Genomic DNA, 26,403 nt, shown 5'->3' with positions numbered 1-26,403 from the left:
CGCGCCTGCGCTACTCACGGCGCCGCAAGCACTTGGCGGCATGCGGGCGGCAGTTCTGCCAGCGTCATCGGCGGCTTCGGTTTGGGCGGCGTGGCCGGCTGCCTGGGATGCAGCACGGAGTCGCTGAACCAGTAGGCGAAATCGCTGGCGGCGCAGCCTTCGCTGTCGGTCGGCGGCGGCTGCGGCTCGCAGGCTGTGCTGCCCAGCGGACATTTGATGCGGACATGGAAATGATAGTCGTGGCCGTACATCGGACGGACTTTCGACAGCCAGCTGCGGTCACCCTTGGCTTCGCGGCACAGCGCCTTCTTGATGGCGGCGTTGACGAAGATGCGCTCCACGCTCGGCTCCTGCGCCGCGGCGCGGATCACCGACAGATGACTCGGCGTCCACGCGGCGGGATCGATATCGAGCCGGTCGCGGCGGACCATCATCACCGCCGACATCTCTTCGCGCTCGTTGCGCGACAGTCTCCGGTTCGGCATCGGCGTCAGCCAGATGTCGGCATCGAGGCCGACCTGGTGGCTGGCGTGGCCGGTGATCATCGGGCCGCCGCGCGGCTGCGACATGTCGCCGACCAGCAGGCCCGGCCAGCCGGCCACCTTGTGCGCCCTGGCGGACAGTCGTTCCAGCAGCGCCACCATGTCGGGATGCGCCCAGTTGCGGTTGCGCGACAGCCGCATCACCTGCCAGGTGTCGCCATTGATCGGCAGCGCCTCGGCGCCGGCGATGCAGCCCTTGGCATAAAAACCGATCGCCTGGGTCGGCAGCCGGGCCGGCAACACCTTGCGGCCGAACAGCTCCTTGGCGCCGATGTGCGGATCGTTGGGGTTGGCCAGCGGCGGCAATGGCTTTGGATCGACGCTGCCCTTGTCCTGCGCCATCGCGCCATGGGCCAGCATGGGCGACATCAGCAGCAAGGCGAAAATCAGCCGTGTGGTCATGAGCGTCACTTCATCTTTCGCAGGAGTCGGATGTGAGCAGGGCGCAGCGATTCCGACAAGAGGCGGACGCGCTTGTGCCGAATCCGTTGAAGCCACGGTTGTGAATCGTCACTCCCGTATCGGTATTGGAGTGTTCGTTAATGACTTGCTAACCACGTGCAAGATTGCCGGTAATTTTGGCCCAACTGCGCCCGGCAGTGCATTTTCCGGCGCAGGCGAGGGTCGTGTTGCTCGCGGCACGTGCTCTCTAGCGCAATAATGCGTGAATGCCTGCGCGGGTTAACAAGCCGTGAACACGGATCAAAAAGATCGCATACCAAACGTGCAAAGCTTGTGCACACGCGCGCGGCAGATGACCACGCGTGATTGCATTCGAAAGGCAAGTGATACTGTTTTTTCAGACACTTCTTGCACTAAAGGGCACGCGCAGAATGCGAGTGGAAGATCTATGCCGAAATTCCGGCCGTCAGCCAGGAAGCCTCCGAAATCCGCGGTGAAAGCCCGTGCGCCGCGGCTTGCCCGCTCGGCGCAGCCCGCCGCGAAGCTGACGCTCAAGGTCCGGCGGCCGTCGACGCCGATCGGGGAGATCGTGCGCAAGCGAGCCGAAGCCGAGGCGGCGATCGCGCAGGCCCGCACGTCCCATGAGCGGCTGCGCGAAGCCATCGAGATCCTGCCGCAGGGCATCGTGTTTCTCGATGCCGAAGGCCGCTACATCCTGTGGAACAAAAGTACTCCGAAATCTACAGTCGCAGTTCGGATCTGTTCCGGGAAGGCGCGCGCCTGCAGGACACCATCCGCGTCGGCGTCGCCCGCGGGGACTATCCCGACGCGGTCGGTCGCGAGGAGGAGTGGATTGCCGAGCGGCTGGCCAAACTCCAACAGCCCGGCGAGCAGCACGAGCAGCACCTGGCCGATGGCCGCTGCATCCTGATCGACGAACGGCTGACCGAAGACGGCGGCCTGATCGGCATCCGCATCGACATTACAGAACTGAAGCAGCGCGAAGCCTCGTTCCGGCTGCTGTTCGACAGCAACCCGGTGCCGATGATCGTCTGCGGGCAGGATGACGAGCGCATCCTCGGTGTCAACGATGCCGCCGTCGAGCACTACGGCTATACGCGCCCCGAATTCGAGAAGCTGACGATCCGCCATCTCCATGCGTTCGAGTCCGACGTGCCGTGGGCCGGCGATCCCAGCAGCGACGAACAGGCGGTGCGCACCTGGAAGCACGTCAAGGCCGACGGCACGCTGATCGATCTCGCGATCTATTCGCGGCGCCTCGTCTATGACGACGAGCCCGCGGTGATGCTGGCGCTGCTCGACATCACCGAGCGCAAGCGCGCCGAGATGCGGCTGGCCTTCATGGCGCATCATGACGGGCTGACCGGGCTGCCCAACCGCAACCTGCTGCGCCAGCGCCTCGATGAGATCCTCGCCCAGACCCGGCGCAGCGGCGAGAAGACCGCTGTGCTGTTTCTTGGGCTCGACAACTTCAAGGCGGTCAACGACACGCTCGGCCACGAGGTCGGCGACAAGCTTTTGCGCGGCGTCGCCCGCCGGCTGCGCTCGTCGCTGCGCGAGGAAGACGCCATGGCGCGGCTGAACTCGGACGAGTTCGCCATCGTCCAGAGCGGCATCGACCGCCCCGAGGACGTAGTCTTGCTGGCCCGCCGGCTGCTTGAAGCGATCGGTGAGCCCTATCTGCTCGACGGCCACTCGGTCGTGATCGGCGCCAGCATCGGCATCGCCATGGCGCCGAGCGATGGAGATGAATCGGAGCGGCTGCTGAAGAACGCCGACATGGCCATGTCGCGGGCCAAGAACGACGCGCGCGGCACCTTCAGCTTCTTTGAAACCGACATGGACGCCCGTGCGCAAAGTCGCCGCAAGATCGAGATCGATCTCCGCGCCGCGATCCAGGGCGACTTGCTGCGTCCGTTCTACCAGCCGCTGATCGACCTGAAGAGTGGGCGCATCACCGGCTTCGAGGCGTTGGTGCGCTGGCAGCATCCGGAGCGCGGCATGATCTCGCCGGGCGATTTCATTCCGGTCGCCGAAGATACCGGCCTGATCAATGTGCTGGGCGCGCAGATCCTGCGCCGCGCCTGCATGGAGGCCGCACAGTGGCCCGACGATGTCCGCGTCGCCGTCAATCTGTCGCCGTTGCAGTTCCGGGTCGGCAATCTGCTGTCGCTGGTGATGGACGCGCTCAAGCAATCGGGCCTGCCGGCGAAGCGGCTCGAACTCGAAATTACCGAGACGCTGCTTCTGGAAAAGAGCAGCCAGGTGCTGGCGACGTTGCACGCGTTGCGCGCGCTCGGCGTGCGCATCTCGATGGATGATTTCGGTACCGGCTATTCGTCGCTCAGCTATCTCCGCAGCTTTCCGTTCGACAAGATCAAGATCGACCAGTCGTTTGTGCGCGGCCTCGGTGGCAACCGCGATGCCCAGGCGATCGTACGTTCGATCATCAGCCTCGGCATGGGCCTCGGCGTCACCATCACCGCCGAAGGCGTCGAGACCGAAGCCGAACTGGCCTGCCTGCGCGCCGAGGGGTGCGACGAGGCGCAGGGCTTCCTGTTCAGCAAGGCTCGGCCCAATGCCGAGATCATCGAACTGCTGAAAGCGCAATGCGGTGCCGACCCCGGTTCCGAATTGACGGTCCGCGCCCAGGTGGCGTGAACGGGACCGGTCTCGGCGGCGTTTCCGGGCCGCGTATCCGAAAAAACGCGCGATGGGTATTGGCATATCGCAGCAGCCCCGTTCCGATCGCGTCGATTTATCCCGTCGTTAAGGCGCGGCGCGTAGTTCTTGCTCCGGCGGGGCGCCGACGCCATTTTTCGCGGCCTCTTATTTCTTTGAAAGCTATTGCGGTGACGGATTCCAAACAGCGGCTGGGCTGGTTGCAGGTGCTGCGCGGTACCGCCGCCGCCGGCGTGGTCATCTCCCATTGTGCGGTGTATCTGGTCCCCGACGCCTCGACCGAGTGGCTGCTCGGCGCGTTGCATCATCTCGGCTCCGGCGTCGATCTGTTCTTCGTCATCAGCGGCTTCATCATGGTGCATACCACCATGGGCGATCGCGGCGGATGGCGCTCGGCGGTCCGCTTTGCTGGCAAGCGCATGCAGCGGGTATGGCCGGCCTATCTTGTCCTGACGCTGGTCGTCGGCTTCGCGCGTTTCGGCTGGGGCCTGATCGGCGACGATGCCACGCGGCTGATGCTGATCAAATCGCTGCTGTTCGTGCCGGGAAGCTACGACACGCTGTTTGCCGACCAGATCATCGGCCCCGGCTGGACGCTTGGCTTCGAAGTCTATTTCTATGCTGTGTTTGCCGTCTCGCTGCTGTTTGCGCGCTGGCGCTGGCTGTTTCTCGCCGCCTGGTGCGTCGTCACACTGCTGGTCATCCCGCTGGCCTATGGCGCGTCGCTGACCGGCATCTACGAATCCTGGGCGACGGCGTATCCGTTCGGCTACCTCAAGCTTGCGACCAGTCCCTTCGTGTGGGAATTCGCGCTCGGCGGATTGGCGGCGGTGCTGCATCGTTCGCGTCTGCGCATCGGCCGCGCCTGGATGTGCCGTGCGACCGCCGCCGCGGCCACCGTGTTCGCGCTGTGGAACACGTTCGATCCGATCCTGCCCGGTACGCTCGGCCTCGCCTCCGGCTATGCCATGCTGATCGTCGCGCTCTCGACGGCGGGCGAAACCATCGACCTGCCCGAGCTGCGCGGATTGCGCTATCTCGGCGACATTTCCTACACGTTGTATCTTGAGCACATGATCGTCATTCACGGCCTGCGCTGGCTCTATGCGTCGGCCGGGCTGAGCGATCTGTCTGCGGCCTGGCTCAACGTTCCCGTCACGCTCGCCGCCTGCGTTGCCGCCGCCGCGCTGACCAGCCGCTTCCTGGAACGCGACATGCTCAAGCTGTTCTGGTCGGTTTGCCGCCTGGCATGGGCGGAGCCGCCGCCGCGCGGTGCAGCACCACCCGACACCATCCCGCTTCCTGTTGCATCGTCGCGACCGGCCGAAGCGTAAGACGTCGCGAACGGTATTCGCTTCATCGGCTGGCAATCATTCTGTGCCAGGGTGCGGCCTTGCTCAAACCAAGAGTGAGTCGTTGATGTCCTTGATGCAGAAATCGTTCGCCGCGCTCGCCTGCGTGATGTCCCTGATCGCCGCAGCGCCCGCGATGGCGGCATCCATCCCGGCTGGACCGGCAGGCGAGGCATTCTACACCCCCATCCCCGCTCCCCTCGGGCAAGCGCGGTTCGGTGATCTGGGCGCGGCCTTTCGAGGGCACCATGGCGCTGCCGAGCGCCGCGCAGAACAGCCTCGTCTTGTACCGCTCGAGCAGTGCGGCAGGCGGCATCGTGGCGGTGTCCGGCACGCTGTCGATTCCCAAGGGCGATGCGCCGGCCGGCGGCTGGCCGGTGATCGTCTGGACCCACGGCACCACCGGGCTGGCGGCGGCCTGCGCGCCGTCGCGCGACACCGACAGCGGCCCCGAACACGCCTATATCGCGGTGATCCGCATGCTGCTCGACAGCTACGTCAAGCAGGGTTACGCCATCGTCGCCACCGACTATGAAGGGCTCGGCGTGGCCGGCAATCATCCGTTCCTGCAGGGCGTGCCGACCGGCCGCAACGCGCTCGACATGCTGCGCGCGGGGCGCGAGATCGTGCCCAGCCTCGGCACCGACTATACGGTCGTCGGGCATTCGCAGGGCGGCCAGGTCGACCTGTTCGCCGCGTCGATCGGGCCGTCTTACGTACCCGAATTCAAGCTGCACGGCAACGTCGCCTTCGCGCCGGGCTCGCACATCATGGACCGGCTGAAGCTGGTGATGACCTCGGCCAAGAACGAGCTGTCGCTGCCCTACGTGCTGTACACGCTGCAATCCTTTGCCCGCAGCAATTCGGCCATCGATCTCAAGCGCATCCTGACTCCGACAGCGCTGTCGCATCTGCCGGACCTGATGCAGGGCTGCATGACCCATGCGCTGACCACCGGCTACTGGTCGACGGCCATCGCCAAGGACCAGTTCGTGAAGCGGCCGGACCTGCGCGCCTTCAAGATGATGGCGCGCCGCAACGAGCCCGGCCTGCTGCGCATCAAGACGCTGACCCGGATCGTGCAGGGCAAGGACGACGTCACCGTGATGCCGGAGGCCACCGACGACGCCGCGCGCCAGCTCTGCGCCCGCGGCAACCGGCTCGATTACGTGCCTGTCGCCGGCGCCGACCATGACGGCTCGATGATCAAGGGCGGCGCCGACGCCCAGGCCTGGGTCGTCGCGCGCTTCAAGGATCTGGAGGCCACGAGCAACTGCAAGGCGCTGCCGAAGGCTGGGAAGTAACGGGGAGGGGGCCGGACGGATCAGCGAAGCGTGATCCGTCGGCCTGCCGCGGCGCAATACGCTACGCTATCGCGGCCCATGTGATTGCCGTGATTCCAGAGATGTTCGCGCATCTTGGGATTACGGGCTCGCTCGCAGCTGGCGCTGCGTTCGCCCCGGAATGACAGGCGCGTGGTGCCTCAGCTATCCACCTTCAGCGCGGCGATGAACGCCTCCTGCGGGATGTCGACCTTGCCGAACTGCCGCATCTTCTTCTTGCCTTCCTTCTGCTTCTCCAGAAGTTTTCGCTTACGCGAAATGTCGCCGCCGTAGCACTTGGCGGTCACGTCCTTGCGCAGCGCGCGGACGGTTTCGCGGGCGATCACCTTGCCGCCGATGGCGGCCTGGATCGGGATCACGAACATGTGCGGCGGGATCAGGTCCTTCATCTTCTCGACCATGGCGCGGCCGCGGCCTTCGGCGCGGGTGCGATGCACCAGCATGCTGAGCGCGTCGACCGACTCGGCATTGACCAGGATCTGCATCTTGACGAGATCCGCGGCCTTGTAGTCGGTGAGGTGATAGTCGAAGGAAGCATAGCCCTTGGAGATCGACTTCAGCCGATCGTAGAAATCGAACACGACTTCGTTGAGCGGCAGGTCGTATTTGACCATGGCGCGGGCGCCAACATAGGTCAGCTCCTTCTGGGTGCCGCGGCGCTCCTGGCACAGCTTCAGCACGGAGCCGAGATATTCGTCGGGGGTGAGGATGGTGGCCTCGATCCATGGCTCCTGGATCTCGGCGATCTTCACCACATCCGGCATGTCGATCGGATTGTGGATCTCGATCTCCTGGCCGTCGGTGAGGTGCATCTTGTAGATCACCGACGGCGCCGTCGCGATCAGGTTGAGATCGAACTCGCGGCTGAGGCGCTCCTGGATGATCTCCAGATGCAGCAACCCGAGGAAGCCGCAGCGGAAGCCGAAGCCCAGCGCGGCGGAGGTCTCCATCTCGAAGGAGAAGCTGGCGTCGTTGAGCCGCAGCTTGCCCATGGCGGCGCGCAGGGTCTCGAAATCGTCGGCGTCGACGGGGAAGAGGCCGCAGAACACCACGGGGACGGCAGGCTTGAAGCCCGGCAGCATCTCGGTGACCGGGCGGCGGTCGTCGGTGATGGTATCGCCGACGCGGGTGTCGGCGACTTCCTTGATGCCGGCGGTGATGAAGCCGATCTCGCCGGGGCCGAGCTCGTCCACCGTGGTCATCTTCGGCGTGAAGTAGCCCACGCGCTCGAGGTCGACCGCGGCGTTGGTGCCCATCATGCGGATGCGCATGCCCTTCTTCATCACGCCGTCGACGACGCGGACCAGCACGACGACGCCGAGATAGACGTCGTACCACGAGTCCACCAAGAGCGCCTTGAGCGGTGCGTCCTTGTCGCCCTTGGGCGGCGGCAGCCGGGTGACGATGGCTTCCAGCACCAGGTCGATGCCGATGCCGGTCTTGGCCGAGATCATCACCGCGTCGGAGGCGTCGATGCCGATGACGTCCTCGATCTGCTTCTTGACCTGGTCGGGCTCGGCGGCGGGCAGGTCGATCTTGTTGAGCACCGGGACGATCTCGTGGCCGGCATCCAGCGCATGATAGACGTTGGCGAGGGTCTGCGCCTCGACGCCCTGCGAGGCGTCGACCACCAGCAGCGAGCCTTCGCAGGCCGCCAGCGAGCGTGAGACTTCGTAGGCGAAGTCGACGTGGCCGGGCGTGTCCATCAGGTTGAATATGTATTCCTTGCCGTCCTTGGCATGGTAATTCAGGCGCACCGTCTGCGCCTTGATGGTGATGCCGCGCTCGCGCTCGATGTCCATCGAGTCGAGCACCTGCTCCTTCATCTCGCGCGCCTGCAGACCCCCGGTCGTCTGGATCAGACGGTCGGCGAGGGTCGACTTGCCATGATCGATGTGGGCGACGATGGAGAAGTTGCGGACGTTCGAAATCGGGACAGTTGTCATGGGCGCGGGATAGCATTCGCGCCGCAAAGCGGCAACCTTATTGCGGCTTTACAGCGGTTTAGGGCGGCTTTTCCTCACGGCATCCTGATTTCGCTGGCGGGCAAAACGCGCTAGGCAGGGGGCCATGACCAGTACCCTTTCCCTGCCTGCGCGGCCCCGGTCCCGCTGGCATTCGCAATTCCGCCGCGGCGCTGCCCGGCTTGTCGCCTGGGCCGGCGACGAACGCCTCAGCTTGTGGCTCGCGCTCGGCTTCACGCTCGCCCATGTGGTGTTGTGGACCGCCATCCTGACCCAACTCAAGGCGGCGCAGGACGTGCATTTCGACGTCGCCGAGGCCTATGCCTGGGGTCAGAAGTTCCTGCTCGGCTATGGCAAGCACCCGCCGCTGTCCGGCTGGGTGGCGGGCGCCTGGTTCATGCTGTTCCCGCCGGCGGACTGGGCCACCTATGCGCTGGCCATGACCACGGTCGGAACCGGCATGATGATCTGCTGGGCCATCGCGCTGAAGGTCGTGGATCGCCGCCGCGCGTTCCTGGTGCTGGTGATGCTGGCGCTCTATCCGATCTTCAACTTCAAGGGCTTCAAGTACAATCCGGACCTGTTGCAGCTGGTCACCCTGCCGCTGGTGGTGCTGGCCTATCTCGACGCCTTCGACAAGCGCACGCTGCGCTCGGGTGTGCTGCTCGGCCTCGCCGGCGCGCTGGCGCTGATGACCAAATACTGGGTCGCGACCATGATCGGCGCGGTCGGCCTCGCCGCGCTGATCCATCCGGCGCGTATGGCGTTCCTGCGCTCATGGGCGCCGTGGGCGGCCATCGTCACCATGGCGGCGGCGATGATTCCGCATTTCATCTGGCTGCGGCAGGTCGATTTCGTGCCGTTCACCTATGCCGGTGGCACCTATGCGCAGTCGAACCGCAGTGAAAACGTGCAGCTCGTGCTCGGCTATATCGGCCACAATCTCGCGCTGCTGGCTTTGCCAATGGCGCTGGCCGCCGCGGCGATCGCCTGGCGCCGGCGCTGGTGGACCATGGCGTGGCGCGACCCTGCTGGCTTCATTGCGCAGCCCTGGTCGCGCGCCGCCAATCCCGGCGTGCGGACCGATCAGGCGCTCAATGTCTGGCTCATCCAGGCCATCGTCGCGGTCGGGCCGCCGGTCGGCGCGCTGATCTTTGAGATCTACCTCAAGACCGACTGGGGCATCTCGCTGTTCTTCCTGGTGCCGTTATCGGTGGTTGCGATTCCGTCGCTACGGGTGCGGCGCGCCGCGCTGGCGCGGCTGGCTGCGATCTGGCTGGTGCTGACGCTGGCGGTGCTGGCAACGGCGCCGCAGATTGCGCTCCTCACCCTGCCGCGCAATGCCGACGGCAGCATGAGCCATGGGTCTCATTCACAGCTGGCGCGTGAACTCACCGATGTGTGGCATCAGCGCTTCCACAGCCGCTGGCCGGTGGTGACCGCCTATACCGACGTCGGCGACCCCATGACCTTCTACAGCGTCGATCATCCGATGCCGCTGACGCCGAACGAGCCGTGGTCCTCAGGCCTGAGTTCGCTGGACGAGGCGAAGCGCGACGGCTTCATCGGCATCTGCGAGGTGGGGGACTGGCACGAGCAACTCTGTGGCGACTGGATGAAGGTCAATGCGGCCAATGCCGAGCGCATGGTGATCACGACGCGGCGGTTCTTCAAGGGCCATGCCGGCGCAGCGACCGTGTGGAATGTCTATGTCGTGGCGCCCGGGCAGTGAGGGGCTCGCTTCTTCTTTCGCCCGCCGGGCTAAGCTTCGCGCGGTGGGGAAGCAAGAAAGGGGGCGACCTACTCTTCGCCGAACTTGCTGCCGACCAGTTCGGTCAGCGCGGCGATGGCGGCTTCGGCGTCTGGGCCGATGGCGGAGACCATGATGGTGGTGCCGGGGCCGGCTGACAGCATCATCAGTCCCATGATCGAGTTGCCGCCGACCGTCTCGCCGTTGCGGGTGACGGAAACCTCGGCGTTGAAGCGTTCGACCATCTGCACGAATTTCGCAGACGCGCGCGCGTGCAGGCCGCGCTTGTTGATAATGGGAAGTTCGCGGGAGACCGGGCTGGAGCCGGTGCCGATGGTCTCGGGCGCGCCTGCCTGGTCGGTCCTGTCGGTCATTTGCCGGCAAGCACGCGGCTGGCGATGGTGACGTATTTGCGGCCGGCTTCCTGGGCCATGGCGATGGCGTCGGGAAGCGTGCGCTCCTCGCGGACCTTGGCGAGTTTGACCAGCATCGGGAGATTAATGCCTGCGAGCACCTCCACCTTGGGGCGGCTCATGCAGGAGATCGCGAGGTTCGACGGTGTGCCGCCGAACATGTCTGTGAGGATAGCGACACCGTCTCCGGTATCGACGCGGTTCACCGCTTCGATAATGTCACTTCGACACAAATCGGAATCATCTTCAGCGCCGATCGTGACGGCTTCGATTTGTTTCTGCGGACCCATCACGTGTTCAAGCGCTGCCTTAAATTCGTCGGCAAGGCGCCCATGGGTCACAAGTACTAGACCAATCATCGGAAACTCCTCGTGGGTGCTTTTGGTGCACCGCACGAAAGGGCCACTTTGACCATCCAGAGCCCCTATGCAAGAGGGCTCTTCGCGATTCTCCCTTAAAAATGCGAGCGTAGGGGAGGCGGCGCGGGTCTATTCGGTGGCGATAGTGGGGGATATATGGTTACCAAACCCCTTCAGGCAATCGTCCATCTGTCTTATCAATTCGTAACCTTCGGTTGTCGTCAGCGCGGCGACCACCAAGGGTAACGCGAAAAAGCCCTGTGCCACCGGGATTCGCGGCAATTCGATGCCCATCACGGTGGTGCGCAAGGCTGCCGGCGGCGGCAGCCGTTCAGCGTCGCCGGCGTCAAGATCGACCACCAGGCGAACCGTGGCCTCGGCGACGAAGGTCATTCGCCGGATGCCGAGCCCGCGGACCTCGATCAGTCCCGCGAGCTCCGGCGCCGGTCGGGCCACCAGCGCGCCGTTCCGATGCTCCGCCAGGATACGGTCGTCACCGACCAGGGTCGCAGGTGGCAAAACGCCGCTGCGCCCGGCCAGGATCAGATCGAAGGCCAGCCGCGACTTGCCCGAGCCCGACGGCCCTCGGATCAGCACCGCGCCGAGGTCGCCGACCAGCACGGCAGAGGCGTGGATGCTCGGGCCGGGCGATGTCATGTGGCCGGCAGCCGGACGACGAAGCGGGCGCCTAGGACGGGGATGTCGCCTGCCGGTCCAGCCGGGCCGACGCGGTTTTCGGCCCAGATACGGCCGCGATGGGCCTCGACGATCTGCTTGGAGATCGACAGGCCGAGGCCGGAATTCTGGCCGAAGCCCTGGTGCGGCCGGTCGGTATAGAAGCGCTCGAAGATCCGTTCCAGCGCCTCGTCCTCGATCCCCGGGCCGTCATCGTCGACCAGGATCTCGATGTCGGATTTCAGCCGGCGGCAGACGATGCGCACCTTGCCGCCCGGGGTCGAGAACGACTGCGCATTGACCAGCAGGTTGGAGATCACCTGGCCGAGCCGGGAGTCGTGGCCGGGCACCGAGAAGGTATCGGAGGCCGGGCCTTCGAAACGGACCTCGACGCCGACGTCGTGGCCGAGCTTGGTCTCGTTGGCCACCGAGGTCAGGGTGGTCAGCAGGCGGCGGATGTCCACCGGCGCCACCTCGTTGCGCTGCAGCTCGGCATCGAGCCGGCTGGCGTCGGAAATATCCGAGATCAGGCGGTCGAGCCGCTTCACGTCGTGTTCGATCACCGCCAGCAGCCGGCCGCGGCTGTTTTCGTTCTTCGCCAGCGGCAGCGTCTCCACCGCCGAGCGCAGCGAGGTCAGCGGGTTCTTCAATTCGTGCGACACGTCGGCGGCAAAACTCTCGATCGCCTCGATGCGATTGTAAAGCGCGTCGGTCATGTCGCGCAGTGCGCCGGAGAGATGGCCGATCTCGTCGCGGCGGCTGGTGAAGTCGGGAATTTCCACGCGGGTGCGGATGCGGCGGCGGACCCGCTCGGCGCTGTCGGCGAGTCGGCGGACGGGGCCCGCGATGGTCGAGGCCAGCAGCAGCGACAGCACGATCATCACCACCGCCGCCACCGCGAACACTTTCAGAATCGCAAGGCGCTCGGCGGTGACCATCTGGTCGATGTCGTCGCCCTGCGTCGACAGCATCAGCGAACCATGCACCGCGCGAAAACGCTGCACCGGCACGGCCACCGAAACGATCACTTCGCCGCGCTCGTTGATGCGCACCATGCTGCTCTTCATGCCGTCCAGCGACTGGACGACTTCCTGATAGCCGTTGCCGTTTTCCGGGCCGAGCTCGCGGTACAGCGGCAGGTCGCCGCGGTTGAGCCAGGTGCGCACCGCGATCATGGCGCGTTCGGCGAAGCCGGGCTTTTCGGTGGAGGGCGGCGGCAGTTCGAAGCGCAGCACGTCGCCGCGGCCGTACAGGCTGCGGCTGTCGAGGATCAGCACGCCATCTCGATCATAGATGCGGGCGCGCGTCTTGGTTGGCGAGATCAGTCGCCGCAGCACCGGCGCGACGCGTTCGGGATTGATCGGGAAATCCAGCCCCGACAATTCGTCGGGGGCGCCATAGGTCTCGCCGGGCTTGAGGTCGAGCAGCCGGTCCGGATCGATAGTGATGGTGTTGGTCTCCACCGTGGCGGAGGCGGCGATGGCGCCGGCGATGATCTCGGCCTGCACCAGCAGGCTCTGGGCGCGCGCATCGATCAGGCCGGCCCGGAATTGCGACAGATAGAGAATGCTGGCGACCAGCGCGATCAGGCCGGCGAGGTTCAGCGAGACGATGCGGCGGGTCAGGCTGGAAAAGGTCAGCGCGACGAAGAACCGCCGCGCGCTGCGCAGCCAGTTCAGCGGCCGCTGCCAGCCCGACGTTTCGGTGTTGACGGCGGAGTCCGGCGCGAGCGGCGACGTGCCGTCGGTGTCCAGGCTTCCATCAGGCTGCGTTCGATCCAGCAATGCTAAAGCCCGGTTGTTGGCGATACGTCGCGCCCTGTTCCGCAGTCTACGCCAAGCCGCCGGGGCCGTCAGGCCCCAGCGGCTGTTGTTTCCGGCGCGTCTGATCAGGTTTCCTTGAAGCGGTAGCCGACGCCGTACAGGGTCTCGATCATCTCGAAGTCGTCGTCGACCACCTTGAACTTCTTGCGCAGCCGCTTGATGTGGCTGTCGATGGTGCGGTCGTCCACATAGACTTGGTCGTCATAGGCGGCGTCCATCAGGGCGTTGCGGCTCTTCACCACGCCCGGGCGGGTGGCCAGCGCCTGCAGGATCAGGAATTCGGTGACCGTGAGGGTGACCGGCTCGTTCTTCCACGTGCAGGTATGGCGTTCAGGATCCATGCGCAGCAGCCCGCGGTCCAGCGCCTTGGCGTCGGTTTCCTTCGGCGCAGCGGTGGGATCCTTCGGCGCGGCGCGGCGCAGCACGGCCTTGACGCGCTCCACCAGCAGCCGCTGCGAAAACGGTTTGCGGATGAAATCGTCGGCGCCCATCTTGAGGCCGAACAATTCGTCGATCTCCTCGTCCTTGGACGTCAGGAAGATCACCGGCAGGTCGGACTTCTGCCGGAGACGGCGCAGCGTCTCCATGCCGTCCATGCGCGGCATCTTGATGTCGAGGATCGCCAGGTCCGGCGGGCTGGTCCGGAAACCGTCGAGAGCCGACGCACCATCCGTGTAAGTCATGATGCGATAGCCTTCGGCTTCAAGCGCGATCGAGACGGATGTGAGAATGTTGCGGTCGTCGTCGACCAAAGCGATTGTGGGCATGAGCCTGCTTTCCGAAGCGGGAGTGGCGAGACGCGAAGGATTTCGACAATCCGCCGTTAGAGGTGGCCTTGAGAGCACAGTCAACGAGCAATGCAAGCTGGGCTGAAATGTGACCGAGTTCCCTGAACGTCTGAATGATCTGTCGGTTCCATTGCATATAGCCATTGGATTGGCGAGAAAAAGGCACTTTTTGCAATGAGATGCCGGAGATTGACCGATGCAACCGACCGCTGATTTCGATCCTGCCCGGCTGGCCCGTTCGCTGCTGCGGCGCAGCCGGCAGGGCGCCCTGGCCACCCTGATGGCCGGCACCGGCGCGCCATACTGCTCGCTGGTCAACCTTGCCAGCGCCCCCGATGGGGCGCCGATCCTGCTGATTTCACGACTTGCCGTGCACACCCGCAATATCCTGGCCGATCCCCGGGTGTCTGTCATGCTCGACGAGCGGGCCGCCGGCGATCCGCTGGAAGGCGCGCGAGATCATGCTGGCCGGGGTCGCCGAGCCGGCCGAAGGCGACGTTGCGGCAAACCTGCGGCAGCGCTACCTCAATGCCCATCCATCGGCAGAAGTGTTTGTAAACTTTGCGGATTTCTCGTTCTTCCGGATCGCGCCCACAGGCGCTCACCTGGTTGCCGGGTTTGGCCGCATCAATGACCTCGCGCCAGTGCAATTTCTCACCGATCTCAGCGATGCCGACGCCTTGCTCGAGGCCGAGCAGAGCGCGGTCGATCACATGAATACCGACCACCGCGATGCGCTCAATCTGTATGCCACCCGATTGCTCGATGCTGCGCCCGGAGACTGGCGTTGCACCGGCTACGATCCCGACGGACTCGATCTCGCCGATGGTGCGACCGCACTGCGGCTCGATTTTCCGCGGCGCATCGTCACGCCGGGTGCACTGCGACAAGTGCTCGTCGAGCTTGCAGCGCAAGCGCGCGGCTGACCTTTGAGCAGGATCAAGGCTCGCGCTAGAGTAAACCAAATATGACGGATCGGCTTGGCATTTCGGACGTTGGTCACTATTAGGTCGCCGGACCACGACCCCAGCGCTATATTGGAGGGCTACCGCGGTCGATCGGCGACGTCAGACCATCGCCAACGCAAGGCACGCGGGCTCAAGGAGGATTTTCTGTGCAAGAGACGGGCGTACGCAACGGTGCCTTTGGCGCCGACAAATTCGGATTGAAAAATCTCAAGGCTGTGCACTGGAATCTTGGCGCGCCGCAACTCTACCAGTACTCGCTGGCAGCGGGCGAAGCCGTGCTGTCTGCCGATGGCGCGCTGTGTGCCGACACCGGCGACTTCACCGGCCGCAGTCCGAAGGACAAGTTCACGGTACGCGATGCCTCCACCGAAAACATGTGGTGGGCCGGCAACCAGTCGATCACGTCGGAGCAGTTCGAGGCGCTGTACGTCGACTTCAAGAAGCATGCTGAAGGCATGTCGCTGTTCGCGCAGGATCTGTTCGGCGGCGCCGACCCTACGTTCCAGATCAAGACCCGCGTCTTCACCGAACTGGCCTGGCACTCGCTGTTCATTCGCACGCTGCTGATCCGGCCCGAGGCCGCTGTGCTGCCGCACTTCGTGCCCGAACTCACCATCATCGACCTGCCGAGCTTCAAGGCCGATCCGAAACGCCATGGCGTCCGCTCGGAGAATGTCGTGGCCATCGATTTCGCCCGCAAGATCGTCCTGATCGGCGGGTCTTATTATGCCGGCGAGATGAAGAAGAGCGTGTTCACCACGCTGAACTACTACCTGCCCGCCAAGGGCGTGCTGCCGATGCATTGTTCGGCCAATGTCGGCCCGAACGGCGACACCGCGGTGTTCTTCGGACTGTCCGGCACCGGCAAGACCACGCTCTCAGCCGATCCGAACCGTACCTTGATCGGCGACGACGAGCACGGCTGGGGTCTCGACGGCGTCTTCAATTTCGAGGGCGGCTGCTACGCCAAGTGCATCAAGCTGTCCGGCGAAGCCGAGCCCGCGATCTACGCTGCCAGCAAGCGCTTCGGTGCCGTGCTCGAGAACGTGGTGCTCGACGAGGATACGCGGGTGCCGGATTTCGACGATGGCTCGAAGACCGAGAATACTCGTTCGGCCTATCCGCTCGACTTCATCCCGAACGCCTCGCGCACCGGCCGCGCCGGCCAGCCGAAGAACGTGGTGATGCTTGCCGCCGACGCCTTCGGCGTGCTGCCGCCGATCGCGAAATTGTCGCCGGCGCAGGCGATGTATCACTTCCTGTCCGGCTACACCGCGAAAGTGGCCGGCACCGAGCGCGGCCTCGGCAACGAACCGCAGCCGGAATTCTCGACCTGCTTCGGCTCGCCGTTCCTGCCGCTCGATCCGTCGGTCTACGGCAACATGCTGCGCGACCTGATCGCCAAGCACAATGTCGATTGCTGGCTGGTCAACACCGGCTGGACCGGCGGCAAATACGGCGTCGGCAGCCGCATGCCGATCAAGGTGACGCGTGCATTGCTGACCGCCGCACTCGACGGCTCGCTGCGCAACGTCGAATTCCGCACCGACAAGTATTTCGGCTTTGCTGTGCCGACCGCATTGCCGGGCGTGCCGAGCGAAATCCTCGATCCGGTCAATACCTGGAAGGACAAGGCCGAGTTCGACAAGACCGCCCGCGCGCTGGTCGGCATGTTCCAGAAGAACTTCGCCAAGTTCGAAGCCCAGGTCGACGCCGACGTCCGCGCCGCTGCGCCCGATCTGAAGCTCGCGGCGGAGTAGGTTTCGCTGCATCGGTGTGGATTGCAAAAGGGCGGCCGCAAGGCCGCCCTTTTTGTTTCTTGTTGCTCAATTTTGCCAACCTCTCAGCTGTCATCGCCCGGCCGGCGCGCACTTGCGCGAAGGACCGGGCGACTCAGTAGACACAGGAGTTTCGGCCTAAGTCGCGCTGCACCCGCAGGACCGGGCGGAGCGCTTGATTTGTCCGCTTCGCGCAACTTTGAGGCCGGCATGTACTGGGTCGCCCGGTCCTTCGCGCAAGTGCGCGCAGGCCGGGCGACGACACCTGAGTGTTGGATTTTCCGGAGTGTAGTCCGCTTGCTCACCCGGAAAAAACTGTCATCGCCCGGCTTGACCGGGCGACCCAGTAAACACAGACTTTAACGATGCGCGAGCATCACTACTACGTCTACATCCTCGCCAGCCAGATCGGGGGCACGCTGTATATCGGCGTGACCAATGATCTCATTCGTCGGGTGTACGAGCACAAGACAAAAATCGCGGAAGGCTTCACCAGGAAGTATGGCGTCGATCGACTGGTCTATTTCGAGTATTTCGATCACATCGAACACGCCATCCATCGCGAGAAGCGCCTGAAGAAATGGCCACGGGCCTGGAAGATCGCGCTGATCGAGAAGGATAATCCGAACTGGGATGATCTACCCGGTCATTGCGGTGTTGTGAGCGCCAGTGCGGGGCGGACAGGCCGGCGTGTACTGGGTCGCCCGGTCACGGCGCGCAAGTGCGCGCCGGCCGGGCGATGACACCGCGTGTGTATGTCGCCGACGCGCGCTATGTCGACTGGCCATCCGGGTTCGACGCCGCGACGCTGTCGAGCAGCCAGGTCTTGAACGCCAGCATCGCCGCGGTCGGGCGCTTCGATCGCAGTGACGTCAGCCAGTAGGCGCCCAGGGTGATTTCGATCTTGAACGGACGCGCCAGCCGGCCCTCGCGCAGTTCATGGGCAAACATGCTGGCGGGCAGCAAAGCGACACCGGCGCCGCGCGCGGCAACTTCCGCCATGGTGATCGAGGAATCGAAAATCGCACCGGTGATCGTCGGGCCGGCGATCCCCGCTTCGGCAAACCACCGGGGCCACTCGTCCGGTCGATAGGAGCGCAGCAATGGCTGGCGCTTGAGATCCGCAGGCCTGCGCAGTTCTTTTGCGATCTGCGGCGTGCAGGCCGGCGTCAGCGGCGCGGCGAAAAGTCGCGTGGCTTCGGTGCCATGCCACAACCCGTCGCCGAACCTGATCGCGAAGTCGAGGCCTTCGCCGGCAATGTCGACGCGGTTGTTGTTGGTGAGCAGCCGAAGGTCGACATAGGGGTGAGCGCGTTCGAACGCCGTCAGGCGGGACAGCAGCCAGCCGGTCGCGAAGGTTCCGACCACGCCGACGGTGATGACCTCGCGGAAGCGGCCGTCCTCGAAGCGGTCCAGCGTTGCACGGATGCGCTCGAACGATTCGGCAATCGTCGGCAACAGCGCCTGCCCCTCGTCGGTCAAAGCGAGGCCGCGCGGGAGCCTGCGAAACAGTTGGACGCCCAGCGTGTCTTCCAGGCTCTTGACCTGATGACTGACCGCCGCCTGCGTGACCCGCAGTTCCAGCCCGGCGCGCGTGAAGCTGAGTTGCCGTGCCGAAGCCTCGAAGGCGCGCAGGGCGTTGAGCGGCAGATGCGATGACTTCATTTTGCGACCCAAATTTTTCTTATGTCTCGCCCCATGAATGATCGTTTGTCAATGTCCGTCGCGCTCCGCATCTTGCCGCCGCAACGGAGGACGATGCGAATGATCAACAGACGTAGGTTTTTGATAGCAACCGGCGCGAGCCTTACTGGAGCGGGTTTGATGAGCCGGCCGAACGAGGCGCTCGCCGCAGGCGAGCCGAACAATGCGATCGCCGCGACATTGAAGAGGCTGGAGTCCGAGAGTGGCGGGCGACTCGGCGTCGCCATGCTCGACACCGCGACGGGCGCGCAAATCGGTCATCGCGCGGACGAGCGGTTTCCCATGTGCAGCACCTTCAAGGCGCTTGCCGTCTCTGCGGTTCTCAAGCGCGTCGATGCAGGCAAGGAAAACCTCGAGCGACGGATTCGCTTCGGCAAGAGCGACCTCGTGGCCTATTCGCCGACGACGCAGGGACGCATCGACGGAGACGGCATGTCGGTGGCCGAACTCTGCGAAGCGGCGATCACCCTCAGCGACAATACGGCCGCCAATCTGCTGCTGGCGAGCCTGGACGGACCGGCCGGGGTCACCGCCTTCGTGCGCACGCTTGGCGATCAGGTCACCCGGCTCGATCGCATCGAGCCCGCTCTGAATGAAGGCAAGGTTGGCGATCCGCGCGACACCACGACGCCGAACGCCATGGCATCCGATTTTCGATCGCTGGTCACGGGCGATGCGCTGTCGTCCGGGTCGCGCGATCAACTGATTGCCTGGCTGGTCGGCAACAAGACGGGCGACACCCGGCTGCGCGCCGGGCTGCCTCCCGGCTGGCGCGTCGGCGACAAGACCGGCACCGGGGAACAGGGCACGGCAAACGATGTCGCAGTGATATGGCCGCCGCAGCGCGCGCCGATCATGCTCGCAGTCTACCTGACGCAGTCGAGTGTTTCGCCGGAGCGGAAAAATGCAGTCATCGCGGCGGTCGCGCAGGCGATTGCGGCCACGATCGACCGGAAGGGCTGACGACCGGGCGTGAAGGAGGCGGCTATGCGGACGCTTCCTTCTGTTGGTCGGGCGCGCAAAAACGGCGCCGGCGTTTACTGGGTCGCCCGGTCCTTCGCGCAAGTGCGCGCTGGCCGGGCGACGACAGCTGAGTGTGGGGCTTGAAGGATCAGGCTTGACCGCGCCGCCAAGTGCACGGATCTTGCGAGACACTTGTCTTCTCCGGAGGCTGGCCATGCTGCGATCGCTTGCTGTTGTGATGGCGTTGCTGGGTGCGCAGGTCGCGCCGGTCCTGGCGCAGGATGCGCCGCGCGGCAGCGAGTGCCTGGCGATGGCCGGCGCGCCGCCGCGCGCCGTGCCGGTCAGCCTGCGGCGTACCGCGGCGAAGGCCGAGGAAGTGGCGATCAGCTATGCCGGCCATTCCACCTATGTGATCGATACGCCGGGCGGGGTGCGGATCGCGACCGACTACAGCGGCTTCCACAGCGCCGGCCGGCTGCCCGACGTGGTCACCATGAACCGCGCCCACAGCACGCACTACACCCTCAATCCCGATCCGAAGATCGGGCTGGTGCTGCATGGCTGGGGCGACGACGGCAGACCGGCGCATATCGACCGGCGCGTCGGCGATGTGCTGATCCGCAACGTCACCACCGACATTCGCCGCTACATGTTCGACGAGAGCAATGCGGCGATGATCCGCGACGGCAATTCGATCTTCATCTTCGAGGTTGCCGGCCTGTGCATCGGCCATCTCGGCCATCTCCACCACAAGCTCGACGAGAGCCATTTCGCGGCGATCGGCCGGCTCGACATCGTGATGGTGCCGATCGACGGCAGCTACACCATGTCGCTTGACGGCGTGTCCGAGATCACCAAAAGGCTGCGCGCCTCGATCGTGCTGCCGATGCACCGCTTCATGACGCCGCTGAGCGAATTCATGAGCAAGATCGGCCAGCAGTTCGCCATCGACCGGCGCAGCGAGCGCACGCTGCGGATGTCGCTGGGGGCGCTGCCAGCGGTGCCGACGGTGATCATCCTCGACGGGGTGTAGGCAAAGCGCGGCGCGGTTACTTGCGGTCGAGGTGCCAGGCACCATCCCAATCGCCGCCAGGCGGGGTCGTTGCGAGGGTCTCGATCCGCGCGAGCAGGGTGGTCGACGGCCCGTCGTCGGGCGCCGCCTGCAACGCGGCCGTGAAGGCGCGGCGGGCAGCGTCCCAGTCCTGCGCGCGATAGGCGGCGAGCCCTTCAGCGTAACTGGTTCGCAACAGCGTCTGGTCCGGCGTCAGTTCGCCTTTTCGGGCCATGATCTCATACACGGCCTGCGACCGGCTTTGGCCGAGCACCACGAGCCGGTCGATCTCGCGTACCTCGATCGCGGCGCCCGCCTGCGCGACGGTGGCCTCGGACGCCAGCAGGCGACTGCCATAGAGCTTGTTGGCGCTCTCCAGCCGCGACGCCAGATTCACCGTGTCGCCCATGACCGTGTAGCTCATCATGAGTTCGGAGCCGATACTGCCCACCAGCGCCTCGCCGGTGGCGATGCCGATCCGGATGTCGCATTCGACAGGAATGGCGCGGACGCCGAGCAGCTCGGGCAACTCCCTGCGCAAGCCGGCGATCCGTCCGGTCATGTCGAGCGCAGCCAGGCAGGCCAGGGTCGCCTGATCGGCATCCTCGACGAAGGGGGGCCCCAATAGGCCATGATCATGTCGCCGATGTACTTGTCGATGATGCCGCGGTGGCTGCGAACCGGCGCCGACATGGTGGAGAAATAGTGGTTCATGATGCGGACCAGGCCCTGCGGCGTGACGCCTTCGCTCAGCCGGGTAAATCCCTTCATGTCGCAGAACAGCACCGTCATGACGCGGCGCTCACCCTCGGCCGCAGCCACTGCCGGCTGGTCGATCAATCCTTCCACCACCTTCGGGTCGATATAGAGGCCGAAGGTTTCGCGGATGCGCTCGTTGTGGCGCAGCTTCTCGACCATGCGGTTGAATGCGGCCGACAACTGGCCGATCTCGTCGCGCGTGGTGACGTCGATGGAGCCGTCGAGGCGCCCCGCCTCGATCTCGCGGGTGCCCTCGAGCAACCGCTGCACCGGGCGGGTAATGCCGCCGCTGACCAGCAGCGCGAAAATCAGCCCGATGATTCCGGCGAGGGCCGTCACCACCGCCGAAATGAAGATCGTCCGTTTCTGGTCGCGCATCGTCGCTGCGCCGCTGGCATAGACCTGCAGCAGCATGTCGGCGCGGATCGCATCGACCGAATTGTTCAGCTCATCGCGGATGGCGTCGACCCGCTCCAGCGTCTGCCTGGCTTCGGCGAAGTTGCGGGACTCGAGCTGCGCCAGCAACTGGGTGCGCTCGTCATCCAGATGGCTGCGAAAGCTGGTGATCGCGATTTCGATCCGGCTTTCGATGCGGCCGAGCGCGGCATTGTCCGACTGCGTATTGGGGTCGTCGATGATCGCGTTGATGAGCTGGAGCGCGGCCTGCGCCTCGCGTTCGGTCTCGAGGCCTTTTGCGTCGAACAACTTCAGCCGCTCGGCGTAACCGGTGTCGCTCGCGGGCGACTGCATCTTGGCAGTCGCCATGCGGCGCAGCGACATCGCGCTCTCCAGCGAGTTGATGTTCATCCGCGCCAGATGGCCGTAGGCCGGAATGTACTTTGTCGTCAGTTCGTCGAGCAGGATCCCGACCCGGCCGGCCATATACATCGACAGGATCGACGTGATCACCATCAGGACGATCAACCCGACGGCGATGCCGAGAATCTGTCGTCTAATCGATATCCGTATCATGGGTGCCCGCTCGGAAGCTTCAAAAGAGGCCGATGGAACCGTATGGCGACGCCGATGTCAGGTGTCAAATCGCGGGGGAGAGGGCCGGCCGTCGCCGGCTTTGCGGCCGTCACATGAAATGCAGCGCGCCGCGGATGCAGACATAGACGCCGGTGATGATGACCACGGCGGCGAAGGTGGCGCGTAGCGCGCGGTCGTGGCTGCCGATGACCTTGCCGGCGGCGATGCCGATGAGGCCGCCGAGCAGGCCGCCGGCGATGAAGATCCCCGCCAGCCGCCAGTCGGTCAGTCCGGAGAGGGCGTAATTCGCCGCGGTGGAGGCGCCGAACGCCACCACCGACACCAGCGAGGTGCCGATCGCCGCGGTCATCGTCATGCCGGTGGCCAGCATCAGACCGGGCACGATCAGGAAGCCGCCACCGATGCCGAAGAATCCGGCCAGCAGGCCGACCACGAAACCGACCCCGATCAGCATCGGCAGCATTTTGCGCGCGGTGGCGCGGGTCAGGTTGATCGATGGATCGCCGCTGCCGCTGCGCTTGCGCAGCATCAGGGCGCCGATGGCGATCATCAGTAGGCCGAACAAGAACAGCAGTTTCTGGCCGTCGACCTGCTTGGCGATGCTGGAGCCGGCAAAGGCGCCGCCGATGCCGGCCAGCGAGAACACGATGGCGCAGGGCCAGCGGACGTTGCCGGCCCGCCAGTGCGACAGCATGTTGGCGAAGGCCGAGACCGCCACCGCAATGGCGCTGGTGCCGATCGCCACATGGGGCGAGGTCACCCCGACCACATAGACCAGCAGCGGCACCGCCAGCACCGAACCGCCGCCGCCGATCAGTGCCAGGATGAAGCCGACCAGTCCGCCGGACAGGATCGTCGCGACGTCAGCGGAAGCAAACCACATAGAAGACTTTCGTTCAGCCGTGCGCCGGCACTGTGTTGCGGCGATTCCACGGCGCGAACGCCAGGACCCGGGCCATCATACAGGTGCCAGTGACGCCGGAAAACACCAAGCCGGCGCCGATCGCGGCCGACAGCAGATAGAAGCCGGGGTGCAGCAGCGCGCCCAGCGCCGCGCCAGCGACCACCATCGAACCGGCGGTGATCTGTACCTGGCGCATCATTTCGATGGGCGGCTTCGTGCTTTCGACGATGGGGAGGCCGGCGGCTTTCCAGGCGTCGATGCCGCCGTCGAGGATATAGGCCTCGCAATCGGTGCTGGCCTTGAGGCGGCCAGCATTGGCAGCCGTACGGCCGCCGGATTTGCAATGGAAGATCACCGCCTGCGCGTCGACGTCGATCGGGCCGAGCCGCGACAGCGGCTCATGGCGGGCCTGGGCGATGCGGGCGCGGGCGTGTTCGTCGGCCTCGCGGATATCGACCAGGACGGCGCCCTCGGCGATCAGCTGTTTGGCTTTGTCGGGGGAGATGTGGGGAAGCGTCATGGCAGACTCCTTACGGTGTTGGCGAGGTGCGGCAGTACAGCCGGTGCAGTTGCGCCATCAGTTGCTCGATGCGGGGATCGGAAATCCGGTACCAGAGCGTCTGGCTGTCGCGGCGAAAGGTCACGATGTTCTCGTCGCGCATTTTGGCTAGGTGCTGCGACAGCGCCGACTGGCTGAGGCCGACCGCCTGGACCAGCGCGCCGACGGTCATCTCGCCGGCTTCGACCAGCTTGCACAGAATCATCAGCCGTCGTTCGTTGCCGAGCGCCCGCAGGGTGTCGGCCACCTCCAGGGCGTTGGCGGCGAAATCGTCGGTGTTGAGGGCGGGGCTTGCGGGCATCTCGGTCTCGAATATTAGGTATTGCTTATTTAGAAGATGCTAATATAAATGTCAACAGCATTCGACTTCAGGAGTTCTGCGCCATGACCAGCACCGCAAATCCCGTGATCAGGGCATTTTTCGACGAGCCGACCAACACCATCAGCTATCTGGTCAGCGATCCCGCCACGAAACGCGCAGCCGTGATCGATCCGGTGCTGGACTACGACCATCGCGACGGCAGCGTCGATATCCGCTCGGTGGAGACGATCCTCGAGGCGGCGAAGGCCGACGGCCTGACCATCGACTGGGCGCTGGAAACCCACGCCCATGCCGACCACCTCTCAGGCGCGCCGTATATCAAGGCGAAGACCGGTGCCAGGATCGGGATCGGCGAACACATCAAGGACGTGCAGCGCATCTTCCGGCCGGTGTTCAACGCCACCGACCTGCGCACCGACGGCAGCGATTTCGACCGGCTGTTCGCCGATGGCGACCGTTTTGCCATCGGCGAGTTGACCGTGGAGGTGCTGCACACGCCCGGCCATACGCCGGCGGACGTATCCTACAAGATCTCAGACGCGGTGTTCGTCGGCGATACCCTGTTCATGCCGGACTACGGCACCGCGCGCGCCGATTTCCCCGGCGGCGATGCGCATCAGCTCTATCGCTCGATCCACCGGCTGCTGGCGCTGCCGCCGGAGACGCGGCTGTTCATGTGCCATGACTACAAGGCGCCGGGCCGCGACAGCTACGCCTGGGAGACCACCGTGGCCGGGCAGCGCGAGGGCAACGTCCACGTCAAGGCCGGCGTCAGCGAGGAACAGTTCGTCGCCATGCGCAACGCGCGCGATGCCACGCTGTCGGCGCCGACGCTGCTGCTGCCCTCGATCCAGGTCAACATCCGCGCCGGGCATTTCCCCAAGGCGCAGCAGAACGGCGTGCACTATCTGATGCTGCCGGTCCACGCCAAGGAAGGCGCGGAGGCCGGGATTTCATAAGCTGCACGGCGACAGCGCGCACGACAAAAGGGCGGCCAGCGGGCCGCCCTTTCGTTGTCAGGGGACGCGAGGTCTACGACGCCGCGCGCAGGGCTTCGCTCCATTTCGGATCATGGCCTTCGACCGGCTTCATCTTGCGGATGTGGCCGTCGAGTTCGATGTGCAGCTCGGTGAGCTGCTTCTCGCGGCGGCCCAGCACTTCGAAGTGCTTCGGCTTGCGGCGCGGTTCGCCCAGCGTTTCATAGCCGGCGGCGCGCGCTGCCTTCAGCGCCTTGCCGGAATCGGCAGGCGCGTGGTGATCGTCGTGCTCGTGCGGCTTCTTCTTGTGCTCGATGGCAAAGGTCTTTCCGCCGTGCGTGAACCGGTTCACCTTCAGTTCCGAAGGCTTCTGTTCGCCGTCGAGGCTGACCTCGTCGCCGACTTCAAGGGCGAACTGTTCGAGCCCCTTCGGCGTGACGTCGGCGAGCACGGCGCCGTGGCCGGTCTGCACCACGAAGCGGTGACCGAACACGTGGGTGATCTTGCCGGTGACGGTGGTGATGTGATGATCGGGCATGTCTGTTCCTTGCTGGATTGAATGTCGGGAGCGGCGGGCCGGATCGCTCCGGCCCGGCCGTGATGTCAGCGCGTCAGCGCGTCAACGCGGGCGTGGCGGCGGCGGAGCGTCGTCGTCGTCGCGATCACCCGGCGGCGGCGGGGGCGGCGGGCCGCGATCGGCGCGGGCACCCGGGCCATCCTCATCCGGGCCGCCCCGCGGTCCCTTCGGCCCTTTGGGGCCCTTCGGTCCTTTCGGACCATGGGGCGGGCCGAACGCCTCGTTGCGGCCGTCGGCATGGGCCACGATCTCGGCGCGGACGATCCCGCGGTCGAAGCGGCCCTGGACCGTGACGGCCTCGCCCTTGGTCACCACCGGGCGGTCCTCGCCGCGCGGGCCGGTATCAACGAGCGCGCGGCCGCTGGGATCCTGGATCACGAACTTGTTGCCGAAGATCTCGGCGACCTCGCCCTTGATGGCCACCGGGCTGGCGTCGGTCATCCTGTCGATAGGCGCGGGCTGCAGCAGCATCACGCTCTGCGCCTGCCAGCGTTCCGCGATGCGGGTGCCGCCGGCGCCCAGCGCCGCGCCGGCGACCAGCACTGCAACGAGCGCGCCGGCGCCCATGGCGCTGCGCGACATGCGCAGCCGGGGCTGCGGGGGCGGCAGCGCGCGCGGTTCGGAGGTGGTGTCGGGGTCTGTCATGGTGGTCTCCTGTCATCGGGGGTGGATGGCAGGCAGACTAGCGGAGCGCCCGAAACCCACCCTGAACCGAACCGTTCAGACTGGGTTAA

General features: G+C 65.3%; 20 protein-coding genes and 4 pseudogenes. 10 read left to right on the top strand and 14 right to left on the bottom strand.

Annotated elements, in window-relative coordinates; all coding sequences use genetic code 11:
* Positions 1-14: 14 nt before the first annotated feature.
* Complete coding sequence (gene mepA, locus ONR75_RS30450) at positions 15-944, bottom strand: penicillin-insensitive murein endopeptidase (protein WP_265080533.1); 930 nt, start codon at positions 942-944, stop codon at positions 15-17.
* 448 nt (positions 945-1,392) lie between these two features.
* Between mepA and ONR75_RS30445 the strand changes: the two are divergent.
* The 3 genes and pseudogenes from ONR75_RS30445 to ONR75_RS30435 all read left to right on the top strand — a co-directional run bounded on the left by ONR75_RS30445 (position 1,393) and on the right by ONR75_RS30435 (position 6,303).
* Positions 1,393-3,626: pseudogene (locus tag ONR75_RS30445) on the top strand (putative bifunctional diguanylate cyclase/phosphodiesterase).
* Positions 3,627-3,817: 191 nt separating this feature from the next.
* Entirely contained in the window at positions 3,818-4,981 is a 1,164-nt protein-coding gene (locus ONR75_RS30440; protein ID WP_265080532.1) for an acyltransferase family protein, read from the top strand.
* 266 nt (positions 4,982-5,247) lie between these two features.
* Positions 5,248-6,303 (top strand): lipase family protein, encoded by a 1,056-nt coding sequence (locus ONR75_RS30435; protein WP_265080531.1) that lies wholly within the window; start codon positions 5,248-5,250, stop codon positions 6,301-6,303.
* A gap of 179 nt (positions 6,304-6,482) precedes the next feature.
* Here ONR75_RS30435 and lepA read toward each other — a convergent pair whose 3' ends face one another.
* Complete coding sequence (gene lepA / locus ONR75_RS30430) at positions 6,483-8,288, bottom strand: translation elongation factor 4 (protein WP_265080530.1); 1,806 nt, start codon at positions 8,286-8,288, stop codon at positions 6,483-6,485.
* 124 nt (positions 8,289-8,412) lie between these two features.
* Between lepA and ONR75_RS30425 the strand changes: the two genes are divergently transcribed.
* Complete coding sequence (locus ONR75_RS30425) at positions 8,413-10,038, top strand: glycosyltransferase family 39 protein (protein WP_265080529.1); 1,626 nt, start codon at positions 8,413-8,415, stop codon at positions 10,036-10,038.
* A gap of 68 nt (positions 10,039-10,106) precedes the next feature.
* Here the strand turns inward: ONR75_RS30425 and ONR75_RS30420 are convergent, their stop codons facing one another.
* From ONR75_RS30420 to ONR75_RS30400, 5 genes are all read right to left on the bottom strand, one after another.
* The gene (locus tag ONR75_RS30420; protein ID WP_265080528.1) at positions 10,107-10,430 is read right to left on the bottom strand and encodes an HPr family phosphocarrier protein; all 324 of its coding nucleotides are present in this window, start codon (positions 10,428-10,430) and stop codon (positions 10,107-10,109) included.
* The gene (locus tag ONR75_RS30415; RefSeq protein ID WP_265080527.1) at positions 10,427-10,828 is read right to left on the bottom strand and encodes a PTS sugar transporter subunit IIA; all 402 of its coding nucleotides are present in this window, start codon (positions 10,826-10,828) and stop codon (positions 10,427-10,429) included. The genes ONR75_RS30420 and ONR75_RS30415 overlap by 4 nt, the downstream gene beginning before the upstream one ends.
* Positions 10,829-10,957: 129 nt before the next feature.
* Positions 10,958-11,485 carry an HPr kinase/phosphorylase gene (locus tag ONR75_RS30410; RefSeq protein WP_265080526.1) on the bottom strand — a complete coding sequence of 176 codons (528 nt, stop codon included), beginning with the start codon at positions 11,483-11,485 and terminating at the stop codon, positions 10,958-10,960.
* Positions 11,482-13,287: a sensor histidine kinase gene (locus ONR75_RS30405; RefSeq protein WP_320109675.1), complete on the bottom strand. Its 1,806-nt coding sequence runs from the start codon at positions 13,285-13,287 to the stop codon at positions 11,482-11,484. Before ONR75_RS30405 ends, ONR75_RS30410 begins: the two co-directional genes overlap by 4 nt.
* Before the next feature lie 104 nt (positions 13,288-13,391).
* The gene (locus ONR75_RS30400; RefSeq protein ID WP_044412750.1) at positions 13,392-14,093 is read right to left on the bottom strand and encodes a response regulator transcription factor; all 702 of its coding nucleotides are present in this window, start codon (positions 14,091-14,093) and stop codon (positions 13,392-13,394) included.
* 217 nt (positions 14,094-14,310) lie between these two features.
* Between ONR75_RS30400 and ONR75_RS30395 the strand changes: the two are divergent.
* The 3 genes and pseudogenes from ONR75_RS30395 to ONR75_RS30385 all read left to right on the top strand — a co-directional run.
* Positions 14,311-15,040, top strand: a pseudogene (locus ONR75_RS30395) (HugZ family protein).
* A 188-nt stretch (positions 15,041-15,228) separates the two neighbouring features.
* Positions 15,229-16,842, top strand: a complete 1,614-nt coding sequence (locus ONR75_RS30390) for a phosphoenolpyruvate carboxykinase (RefSeq protein ID WP_265080525.1) — start codon at positions 15,229-15,231, stop codon at positions 16,840-16,842.
* A 383-nt stretch (positions 16,843-17,225) separates the two neighbouring features.
* Positions 17,226-17,501 (top strand): annotated as a pseudogene (locus tag ONR75_RS30385) (GIY-YIG nuclease family protein); the annotation flags it as partial.
* Between the two features lie 130 nt (positions 17,502-17,631).
* Here the strand turns inward: ONR75_RS30385 and ONR75_RS30380 are convergent.
* Positions 17,632-18,525, bottom strand: a complete 894-nt coding sequence (locus tag ONR75_RS30380) for a LysR family transcriptional regulator (protein ID WP_265080523.1) — start codon at positions 18,523-18,525, stop codon at positions 17,632-17,634.
* Positions 18,526-18,618: 93 nt separating this feature from the next.
* On the opposite strand from ONR75_RS30380, the gene bla reads away from it, so the two are divergent.
* Positions 18,619-19,527, top strand: a complete 909-nt coding sequence (gene bla / locus ONR75_RS30375) for a class A beta-lactamase (RefSeq protein WP_413776402.1) — start codon at positions 18,619-18,621, stop codon at positions 19,525-19,527.
* A 214-nt stretch (positions 19,528-19,741) separates the two neighbouring features.
* Positions 19,742-20,560 (top strand): MBL fold metallo-hydrolase, encoded by an 819-nt coding sequence (locus ONR75_RS30370; protein ID WP_265080521.1) that lies wholly within the window; start codon positions 19,742-19,744, stop codon positions 20,558-20,560.
* Between the two features lie 16 nt (positions 20,561-20,576).
* Here ONR75_RS30370 and ONR75_RS30365 read toward each other — a convergent pair.
* The 4 genes and pseudogenes from ONR75_RS30365 to ONR75_RS30350 form a co-directional block, all read right to left on the bottom strand.
* Positions 20,577-22,309, bottom strand: a pseudogene (locus tag ONR75_RS30365) (adenylate/guanylate cyclase domain-containing protein).
* Positions 22,310-22,418: 109 nt separating this feature from the next.
* Positions 22,419-23,213 (bottom strand): sulfite exporter TauE/SafE family protein, encoded by a 795-nt coding sequence (locus ONR75_RS30360; protein ID WP_265080520.1) that lies wholly within the window; start codon positions 23,211-23,213, stop codon positions 22,419-22,421.
* 13 nt (positions 23,214-23,226) lie between these two features.
* The gene (locus ONR75_RS30355) at positions 23,227-23,754 is read right to left on the bottom strand and encodes a rhodanese family protein (protein WP_265080519.1); all 528 of its coding nucleotides are present in this window, start codon (positions 23,752-23,754) and stop codon (positions 23,227-23,229) included.
* Positions 23,755-23,764: 10 nt separating this feature from the next.
* Positions 23,765-24,094, bottom strand: coding sequence for an ArsR/SmtB family transcription factor (locus ONR75_RS30350; protein WP_265080518.1), 330 nt, complete (start codon positions 24,092-24,094; stop codon positions 23,765-23,767).
* An 83-nt stretch (positions 24,095-24,177) separates the two neighbouring features.
* Here ONR75_RS30350 and ONR75_RS30345 point away from each other — a divergent pair, with 83 nt between their 5' ends.
* Positions 24,178-25,074: an MBL fold metallo-hydrolase gene (locus ONR75_RS30345; RefSeq protein WP_265080517.1), complete on the top strand. Its 897-nt coding sequence runs from the start codon at positions 24,178-24,180 to the stop codon at positions 25,072-25,074.
* Between the two features lie 73 nt (positions 25,075-25,147).
* On the opposite strand, the gene ONR75_RS30340 is transcribed toward ONR75_RS30345, so the two are convergent.
* Positions 25,148-25,630, bottom strand: coding sequence for a hypothetical protein (locus tag ONR75_RS30340; protein WP_265080516.1), 483 nt, complete (start codon positions 25,628-25,630; stop codon positions 25,148-25,150).
* A gap of 81 nt (positions 25,631-25,711) precedes the next feature.
* The gene (locus ONR75_RS30335) at positions 25,712-26,314 is read right to left on the bottom strand and encodes a hypothetical protein (protein ID WP_265080515.1); all 603 of its coding nucleotides are present in this window, start codon (positions 26,312-26,314) and stop codon (positions 25,712-25,714) included.
* Positions 26,315-26,403 lie beyond the last annotated feature (89 nt).

Origin of the sequence: Rhodopseudomonas sp. P2A-2r, from assembly GCF_026015985.1 — a bacterium.
Lineage (GTDB): Bacteria > Pseudomonadota > Alphaproteobacteria > Rhizobiales > Xanthobacteraceae > Tardiphaga.
This window is presented reverse-complemented; position numbering and strand designations above follow the sequence as displayed.